Origin of the sequence: Paraburkholderia sp., assembly GCF_036488505.1 — a bacterium.
Classification (GTDB): domain Bacteria; phylum Pseudomonadota; class Gammaproteobacteria; order Burkholderiales; family Burkholderiaceae; genus Paraburkholderia.
Genome location: NZ_DASXHN010000267.1, coordinates 1 through 5,917, shown reverse-complemented (window position 1 = coordinate 5,917; position 5,917 = coordinate 1). Strand labels below are relative to the sequence as shown.

The 5,917-nt window shown below is 64.8% G+C and carries 5 protein-coding genes; 1 reads left to right on the top strand and 4 read right to left on the bottom strand.

The features are described 5' to 3' along the window. The coding region (locus VGH68_RS15915) for a hypothetical protein (RefSeq protein WP_331604608.1) at window positions 1-492 on the top strand (492 nt) is incomplete at its 5' end. Between the two features lie 107 nt (window positions 493-599). On the opposite strand, the gene VGH68_RS15910 is transcribed toward VGH68_RS15915, so the two are convergent. From VGH68_RS15910 to VGH68_RS15895, 4 genes are all read right to left on the bottom strand, one after another. Then, a complete protein-coding gene (locus tag VGH68_RS15910; protein WP_331604607.1) occupies window positions 600-1,796 on the bottom strand; it encodes an acyl-CoA dehydrogenase family protein in 1,197 nt (398 codons plus the stop codon). Window positions 1,797-1,817: 21 nt separating this feature from the next. Next, window positions 1,818-2,957 (bottom strand): acyl-CoA dehydrogenase family protein, encoded by a 1,140-nt coding sequence (locus VGH68_RS15905; protein ID WP_331604605.1) that lies wholly within the window; start codon window positions 2,955-2,957, stop codon window positions 1,818-1,820. Beyond that, entirely contained in the window at window positions 2,954-5,128 is a 2,175-nt protein-coding gene (locus VGH68_RS15900; protein ID WP_331604604.1) for a 3-hydroxyacyl-CoA dehydrogenase NAD-binding domain-containing protein, read from the bottom strand. Before VGH68_RS15900 ends, VGH68_RS15905 begins: the two co-directional genes overlap by 4 nt. A 23-nt stretch (window positions 5,129-5,151) precedes the next feature. After that, the coding region (locus VGH68_RS15895; protein WP_331604603.1) for an acetyl-CoA C-acyltransferase at window positions 5,152-5,917 on the bottom strand (766 nt) is incomplete at its 5' end.

Genomic DNA, 5,917 nt, shown 5'->3' with positions numbered 1-5,917 from the left:
CCTCGCGCGGCGTCCGATGCGAGCCCGGGAGAGGAAGTCGAAAGCAGCTTCAGGAAGGACTTCCTCGGCTACCTGCTCGGCCTCGCTTCGATCCAGTTGCACAACCCCGTGAAAGCATGCTGTGTCCAGCGTGGCATCACCGAGCCGGTGTATTACGTGTTGACGCTGTTGATGGCCCGCCCAGATTTAACCGCTGGACAGGTGAACGATCTGCTCGCACTCACCGGCGAGGGGCTCACGCAGACCTTGGCGCAGCAACTGGTCGATTCAGGTTGGGTCGAGCCTGGTGACGGCTCTCGCGAGCGGCGTCTTAAGCTGACGCCTCGTGGCCGCCAGTTGGCCATCGAAATCTTCGCCGTCGCGAAAGCGGCCGAAGGCGCCGCCACCCGCTTGCTGGATTTCGAGGAATTGGGCCTACTTAAGCAACTGCTAAAGCAGGTGATTCGTGGCACGCTCGCCAGCGGGACAGAGAGCGAGAGTTTGCCTCAATAAGATAGGCACAGGCCCAGGAGGCCTGTGCCCCCTCGCGGAAAACGTCCAACGGGAAGGACTACAGGCAACGTGCGCGCGACCGGTGAATCACCGGCCGCGGGGCACTGTCAGGTTGTGGTCTGATTGAACGGCACATCGCGATCGGGCCGGAAATCGGCGGGCAAATGCAACACACGCTCGGCGATGATGTTGCGCAAGATCTCGTCGGTGCCGCCGGCGATGCGCAGGCCCGAAGACCATATCTGCCAGTAGTTGAACCGCTGCACCGGCGACGCCTCGTCGTTGTCGATGGCGAGGTTGCCGACCAGTTCCTGCGCCCAGCCCGACATGTCCTGCAGGTTCTTCGCCACCACCAGTTTGCTGATCGACGCTTCGGGGCCTGGTACGCCTCCCCGTGACAGCGCGGTCATGAGACGCATGCGCGTGAGAGCGATACCCTGATCCGCTACGTAAAAGCGCGCCAGCGCTTCGGCATGCGGCAGCGGATCTTCTCCGAGACGCGACATCAACGCAACCAGATCGGCGACGCCGGGCGAGCCCGCCGGCTTGCCGCCCACCGCCAGTCGCTCGAACATCAAGGTTGTGAGCGACACCTTCCAGCCTTCCCCGGGTGCACCCAGCCGCTGACTGTCTGGGATACGCAAATCCGTGAAAAAAACTTCGTTAAACTCGGCATCGCCGTACATCGTGCGAATTGGCCGCACCTCTACGCCCGGCGCACGCATGTCGATGAAGAACATCGTCAGGCCCTTGTGCTTGGGCAAAGCGGGATCGGTGCGCGCGAGCAGCAGACCGAAGTCTGCTTCATGAGCGTATGAGGTCCAGACCTTCTGGCCGTTGATAACCCAATCGTCACCGTCTCGCACCGCGCGGGTACGCGCCGCTGCCAGATCCGAACCGGCCGAAGGCTCGGAAAACAGCTGGCACCAGATCTCCTCGCCGCGCATACCCGGCAGAACATAGCGCTTTGCCACCTCCGGCGAACCATGAGTAAACACGGTCGGCAAACACATGCCCACGCCAACTGCAAACGGCACGGTCGGTAGGCGGTAATGCTCCTCTTCCTGGTGAAAGATCACGTGCTGAATCGGGGTGCCGCCCTGACCGCCGGCAGCCTTCGGCCAGACGATGCCGACATATCCGGCGTCTGCCTTCGCGGCCTGCCAGCGGCGCGCCCGGCTCATGAACTCTTCGTTATTGAGTTTTTCGCCTGCCGGCAGCACGCAGGCGGGGGCCTGTTCCGCCAGCCACGCACGCACCTGCGCGCGGTAGGCGGCTTCTTCGGGGGAATCCTGGAAGTCCATCGTGGTTTATCTCGTTCGGGATCAGGATGTGGCGGGTTCAGCGAGCGAAGCCGCCAGCGCCGCGGTGAGTGCTCGCGACCAGTATTGCCGGCCGCCGAGGCCCACGGCCTGTGCGCGGCAATTGCGGTAGTACAGCTGAATGTCGCATTCCCAGGTAAAGCCAATGCCACCATGCAGCTCGACCGACTCTTCGGTGACGTAAGCGAGCGCATCGAGCGCCGCGAGCCGCGCTCCGGCGGCGGCCTGCGGCAGTTCGGGCGCCGCGTGGCTGAGCGCCCAGGCGCCATAGTAAGCGTGACTTCGCGCCAACTGGATCTTCACGTACATGTCGGCCAGTTTGTGTTTCACCGCCTGATATCCGGCCACTTCACGTCCGAATGTCTTACGGGTTTTCACATACTCTAGCGTCAGCGCCATCGCGCCTTCCGCGCTGCCGAGCTGTTCGAACGCGGTGAGCACTGCCACGGTCTCTGTCAGTCGTTGCAGGATGGCCGCGCCCGCGCCGGCTGCGCCGACGCGCCGTGCGGCCGCGCCCTCGAAGCAGAGGCGGCCATGCCGGTTGACGAGATCGAGGCTCTTCAGAGGCTCGCGCTGCACGCCGCCGCCGCGCATGTCGACGAGCCACAGGCTGAAACCGTCGGCGTCATCGTCGGCGTGCGCCGAGACGATGGCGATGTCCGCACCCGCCGCATGTGCGACGGCCTCCTTGGTGCCGCTCAGCCGACCGCCCACTACGCGCGCGGCAGGTTTGTCGGTCCACAAACGGCCGCCCGTCTCGACGAGCGCCAGCGAAGCGACCACCTCGCCCGCCGCAAGCCGTGGCAACCACTCGTTCGCGACCTCATCCGCCGCGTCACCGGCTTGCGCCAGCCTGAGTGCCTCGGTCGCATGCAACACCGAGGCCGCGAACGGCACCGGCGCCAGCACTCGACCGCACTCTTCAGCCAGCACGCACAGTTCCAGCGTACCCAGCCCGAGACCGCCCTGCTCCTCGGCGATCGCAGCAGCGGTCCAGCCCATCTCGACGGCCTGGCGCCACAACGCCCTGTCGTACGGCGCATCGCTTTCCAGCTGCGCGCGCGCCGCCCGGGGGCCGGTACCCAGCAGACGCTGGGCCTGGCGTCGCAATTCCTGCTGCTCGTCGGAAAAATCGAAGTTCATGCGGGCACCGGATAGAAGAGTTGGCCGGCTGCGGCACGCTGACGAAGCCAGTCGCTGGGACGGAACCGCTCTCCGAACGCATCGGCCAGCTTATCGCAAGCGGCAACAAAGACAGACGGCCCGACCGTGTCGATCTGTGAAAAGACACCACCGGTGTAAAGCGGAAAACCGATGCCCAGCACCGAGCCGACATCACCCTCGGCGGCAGAATTGATCACGCCACGCTCCATCGCGCGCGCGGCTTCGAGTGAAGCGATGTAAAGCAGCCGATGCTTGAGAATGTCAACAGTCGGCTGCACGGCCGGCGCAGGAAAGACCGCGGCGAGTTCCGCCGACGGCGTGCGTTTGTCGTCTGGATAGTCGTAGAACCCCTTGCCCGAACGACGACCGCGTCGCTCCAGCTTTTCGCAGAACAGCGCCTGAACCTGGTAGCCGGCCGGCTCGTGCCAGCTCCCGCCCGCCGCCTCAACCGCCTCGCGCTCAGCACGCGACGCCTTGTAGCCGTTGTCCATGCCGAGTTCGTCCATCATCGCGAGCGGACCGGTCGGGAAGCCGGCCATTTTCGCCACGTTATCGATCAGTGCTGGCGCGAGCCCTTCGCCGACCATCTGGAACGCTTCCTGGATGTACGCGGAGATCACGCGCGTCGTGAAGAAACCGCGCGAATCGTTGACGACGATCGGCGTCTTGCGCAGCGCCTTGACAAGATCCAGCGCCTGCGCGAGCGTGGCTTCGCTAGTCGCCTTGCCGACGATCACTTCGACGAGCGGCATGCGGTCCACTGGCGAGAAAAAGTGCATACCGATAAAACGCTCAGGCTGTTCCAGTCCTGCGGCCAGTTCCGTGATCGGTAGCGTCGAGGTGTTGCTCGCGAGAATCGCACCCGGCTTCATCGCGCGGCTCGCGCGCAGGAATACGTCGCGCTTGACCGCCGGGTCTTCGAACACGGCCTCGACTACCAGCGAGCAGTCGGCAAGTGCGGCGAAGTCGTCGGTCGGATGAATGCGGGCCAGCAGCGCGTCCGCCTTGTCCTGCTTCATGCGGCCTTTCGCGATGCGTTTCGCGAAATCCGCGGCAATTTTCGCCTTGGCGTTTTCCGCTTGCGCGATCGTAGAGTCGATCAGCGCCACGTCAATGCCGGCCGCGGCCGCCGACTGCGCAACGCCTGCACCCATCAGACCCGCGCCGATCACGCCGATCCTGCGATGACTCACCGGCGCTGCGCCTTGCGGCCGGCGCATCCCCTTGTCGAGTTCGCCCTTACTGACGAACATCGTACGGGCGATGTTACGGGCCACCGGATTCAGCACGAGCTTCGCGAAGTTGCAGGCTTCGATATGCAGCCCCACGTCGATGGGCACGGCCGTGCCGCGCGCGACCGCGCTCAGAAGTGCGATCGGGGCCGGCAGATTGTGCTGCGTATCGCGCGAGATCTGCGTCGCGCTGAGGTTGTACAGTTGCCCCAGCTCGGGGGTCTGAAAGCCACCGCCACCGGGAATTTTGAAACCCTTCTGATCCCACGGCTGCACGGCGTTCGGCGTGTCACTGAGCCACGCGCGCGCAGCGGCGACGATCTGCTCCGGCGCGGCCACGGCGTGCACGACGCCCTGCTTCAGCGCGTCGGCGGCAGACAGCCGGGTGCCCTTGAGCATCAGCGGCAATGCCTTCGCCACACCGATCAGGCGCGGCAAGCGTTGCGTGCCGCCTGCGCCGGGCATCAGGCCGAGCGTCGCCTCGGGCAGCGCCAGTTGCACGGCTTGCGCATCGGCTGCGACCCGGTAGTGGCAGGCCAGCGCGAGTTCGAGTCCGCCGCCCATCGCCGGGCCGTTGATTGCCGCCGCGAACGGCTTGCCGCACGTTTCGATGCGGCGCAAGGTGGGCTGGAACTTCGTCGCGATGGCAAACGCGTCCTCGCGCGTCATTGGTCGCGAGAACGCGTCGACCATGTACTTGAGATCGCCGCCGGCCATAAAGTCGCTTTTGGCCGAAGTCAGGATCACGCCCTTGATGGCGGAATCGCCGCGAACATGGTCGACGAGCGTATCCAGGTCGTGACGCAATGCGTCGCTAATGACATTGGCCGTGCTGCCAGGTACGTCGATCGTGACCAGCGCTATGCCGTCGTCGCCGAGATTGAAGCGCAAGGTGTCGAATCGCAGGGGAGAATTCATGGCTAGATTCCGAGTGTCCGGGTTCACAGTCGTTCGATGATGGTCGCGGTGCCCATGCCGAGCCCTACGCACGCCGTTATCAGCGCCGTACCCTGGCCGGTGCGTTCCAGTTCGTCGAGCGCGGTACCGAGCAGCATGGCGCCCGTGGCGCCGAGCGGATGGCCCATGGCGATCGCGCCGCCGTTCACGTTGATGCGCTCGTGCGGCACGTTCATCACCCGCATGTATTCGAGCACGACCGAAGCGAACGCTTCGTTCAACTCCCACAGATCGATGTCCTTCGCCGACATGCCACCGCGTTCGAGCGCCTTCAGCGACGCCGGTGCGGGCCCGGTGAGCTGGATAGTCGGCTCCGAACCGACTGAGGCATAGCTGCGCAAACGCGCGCGCGGTTTCAGGCCCAGCGCTTCGCCAGCTTCACGGCTGCCGATCAGCACGCCCGACGCGCCGTCGACGATGCCGCTCGAATTGCCCGCCGTATGCATGTAGTTGATGTCGAAAGTATCGGGGTAGCGCTGCAAAGCGACTGCGGTGTAGCCGCCCAGTTGGCCCATCTGTGCAAACGAAGGCTCCAGCTTGCTGAGATCTTCGAGTTTGATGCCAACCCGGATATGTTCGTCGCGCGAGAGCAGCGGCAGGCCGAGTTCATCCTTCACCGTGATGACCGAGCGGGAAAACCGACCCTCGTCCCATGCCCTCGCGGCTCGTCGCTGGCTCTCGAGTGCGTAATTGTCGATGTCGCTACGGGTGAACCCTGAGCGTGTCGCGACCAGATCAGCCGCGAGACCC

Excerpts from the sequence above, each read along its gene's own strand:
- VGH68_RS15910 (WP_331604607.1), bottom strand. The coding sequence starts at position 1,796 with ATGGACTTCCAGGATTCCCCCGAAGAAGCCGCCTACCGCGCGCAGGTG.
- VGH68_RS15905 (WP_331604605.1), bottom strand. The coding sequence starts at position 2,957 with ATGAACTTCGATTTTTCCGACGAGCAGCAGGAATTGCGACGCCAGGCC.
- VGH68_RS15900 (WP_331604604.1), bottom strand. The coding sequence starts at position 5,128 with ATGAATTCTCCCCTGCGATTCGACACCTTGCGCTTCAATCTCGGCGAC.